This window comes from Mesorhizobium sp. P3_A9 (genome assembly GCF_056402975.1).
In genome coordinates this window covers 1-2466 of the sequence record NZ_JBFUGJ010000568.1, presented here as the reverse complement: position 1 = coordinate 2466, position 2466 = coordinate 1, and the positions used below count along the sequence as shown (strand labels likewise).

4 protein-coding genes are annotated in these 2466 nt (G+C 58.1%); 2 read left to right on the top strand and 2 right to left on the bottom strand.

Annotation, left to right across the window (positions count from 1 at the left end):
• The first annotated feature begins 119 nt into the window (after positions 1 to 119).
• Positions 120 to 332 carry a DUF768 domain-containing protein gene (locus tag AC1DX0_RS34610; protein ID WP_477223830.1) on the top strand — a complete coding sequence of 71 codons (213 nt, stop codon included), beginning with the start codon at positions 120 to 122 and terminating at the stop codon, positions 330 to 332.
• A 38-nt stretch (positions 333 to 370) separates the two neighbouring features.
• The gene (locus AC1DX0_RS34605) at positions 371 to 787 is read left to right on the top strand and encodes a hypothetical protein (protein WP_477358871.1); all 417 of its coding nucleotides are present in this window, start codon (positions 371 to 373) and stop codon (positions 785 to 787) included.
• Positions 788 to 861: 74 nt separating this feature from the next.
• Here the strand turns inward: AC1DX0_RS34605 and AC1DX0_RS34600 are convergent, their stop codons facing one another.
• Positions 862 to 1899, bottom strand: a complete 1038-nt coding sequence (locus tag AC1DX0_RS34600; RefSeq protein ID WP_477223832.1) for a sensor histidine kinase — start codon at positions 1897 to 1899, stop codon at positions 862 to 864.
• A partial coding sequence (locus AC1DX0_RS34595; protein WP_477358869.1) for an ATPase domain-containing protein occupies positions 1899 to 2466 on the bottom strand: 568 nt, incomplete at its 5' end. The genes AC1DX0_RS34600 and AC1DX0_RS34595, both read right to left, overlap by 1 nt.

Below are 2466 nucleotides of genomic sequence, written 5' to 3'. Positions count from 1 at the left end.
GTAGGCAGTCCCCGGAACAACACACCTGACATCATCCACGAGATCGATCGACCCGACATCATCGATGTGAAGGGCCACGGTCCCGACGATCTTTTCGACGTCTGACCGAGCTTGGCCTGATGAGTGCACGCGGGACGAATTTCCGCTTCGAATGGATTTCAAACAATATCCACGAGACCGACGATGTCTCCGTCGCCGAGCTGACGGAGATGCTCGTTGCCGACGCGAAGACGCTGGGCTTCAGCAGAGTGGAAATTGAGGAAGATACAGGCAGCGCCTCTGAGGCGATCGATAAGGCGCTTCGTTACCAGGATGCGGGCTTAGTCGACTGACAGGCCGTACAAGGGATGATCGCATGCCGGCTGATAGGTTGAAGGTCCGCGATGCTGCGGAGGATGGTTATGAGGTCCTCGAGGACGGYGAGCCGATCTGGTCGTTTGAGACCTTAGTTGAGGCCGTCCAGTTTGTCCGGGATCGTGACGCGCGGCTCTGGCTCGATTGGGCGCGAACTGTGATTGGAGGCCAGACCGTTCGTCCCCAAGATTTCGAGCCGTCGTTCCTCGGCTCCGGCGTCGACCGCGTGCTTGGCGAGCAGCACGGGCCGAGCAAGGACAAATGGTTCTGGTCGATCAGCACGAACGACAAGCGCTGGCGCGTCCATGGCGGTCAGCGCGAGAGGGAGGACACCAAAGACGCTGCGGTGGCTGCCCTTGAGCGCGAGTTCTCCAACTACCTGGCCGGCACGCCTGTGAAGCCGTCGCCTTATCMGCAGGCGAAGGGTTTCTAGCGAAAATCGCCTGCTTCGCCTGACTTCGCGGCGTCATTCGCTGCCTTCGAACCGGCCAGCCACGCGCGCCGCCGTCAATAGCCAGGCACCAGCCTGGTCTCACGCACAGGCAAAGCCATTGCGAAGTGGAAACCGTCGCGGTGGTAGTTCAATTCGAGCTTGGCATCGCACTGCACCGCCACAACCTTCTCAAGCAGCGTCGTGCCGAAACCGCGCCTTTTGGGCTGCTCTACCGCAGGACCGCCCTTTTCCAGCCAATTAAGATTGACGACCCTAGCGTCGCCTGAGCTGCCGACCGACCACCTGATTTCAAGGCGGCCTTGAGGTCGAGATAATGCACCATACTTCGATGAATTGGATGCAAGCTCATGGAACGCCATACCGACCGGTATCGCAATGTCAGCGACTAGCGACACATCCGGTCCCTCGAGCAATACGCGGGACTTGTCGCTGGTATCGTAATGTCGCAGCTCCGATTCAAGCAGCTTATGTAAGGAAGCCATCTGCCAGTAGTCGTCGGTCAGCATCGAGTGCGTGTCAGCCAGAGAAACAATTCTGGCCGAGAAATCTCGCGTGAAGTCCTCCACGCTGCCACTCGACCTAGCGGTCGCACTCATCATTGCACGGACATTGGCCAACGTGTTTTTGACACGGTGATGGAGTTCTCGGATCAACAACTTCTGCCGATCGGCTATTTCCTGCCTCTGTTCAATATAGGACTTCACCTCAAGTTGGCGGGCACGGGCGCGCAGTGCGGAGCGCACAGAATTTGCCAGGCTGGAGGCCAGGAACGGTCGCTCCAGGACAATAAGGTAACCATCCAGAAACGACAGCCGCTTGTCGATTTCTGTTCCCCGCATGCTCAAGAGCACGATCGGGAAATCCGACCACGTTGGTTGGTGCTCCAACCAGGATGCAAATTGATTTCGGTCGGAGCTGATCAGGGCCTCCTCGGCAACCACCAGACACTGGGCCTCGTCCAGATGCGAAAGGGTTTCATCCAGGCTTGGGCAGATGTGCGAGCGGATTTCATTCGTGGCGAGTATCGACGCCGCAATCTTTGCGTCACGTCCCACTGGCGCAAGTATGAGCACACCGCAGTCAGATGGCATCACGATGCCTTGTCGTTGAGGAGATCGCCCTGCTTGCCCTCATAGGTAGGCACACCAGTCAAAATCCCCCGGAACTCTTCCAACGGCTCCCCAACGGCGAGGCCCGCCGCACTGATCTTGAATTCGCGGATGGTATCCTCATGAGGGCCAACGCGCTTTTTGACGACCGATATAGCCCGTCTCAGCCGGCCGCCGCTTTCAAAGAACCGCAGCAGCATGACCGAATCGCAGAGGTAGGTCATGTCGACAGGAGAGGCCATTTGCCCGATCAGTCCATGATTGGCCAAAAGCAGGATCGTCACAACACCCTTCTGGTTAAGGTAGGTGAGGATCTCGTGCATCTGCAACACGAGATGCTGCTCCTCCGACATTGCGTTGAGGTAGCCAGTCAAACTATCGATCACCACAATTCTCGCATTCGATTGCTCGACAGCCGACTGGACGCGTGACGACAACTCGCCCGGCGACAATTCTGCAGGATCAACCTGTTCCAGCAACAGGCTCCCATCGTTGGCAAACGGCTGCAGGTCCATGCCCAGCCCTGAGGCACGCGCCAAGAAGATGCGC

Bases quoted from the DNA above. Each gene is read 5' to 3' on its own strand.
- AC1DX0_RS34610 (WP_477223830.1), top strand. From the start codon at position 120: ATGAGTGCACGCGGGACGAATTTCCGCTTCGAATGGATTTCAAACAAT.
- AC1DX0_RS34600 (WP_477223832.1), bottom strand. From the start codon at position 1,899: ATGCCATCTGACTGCGGTGTGCTCATACTTGCGCCAGTGGGACGTGAC.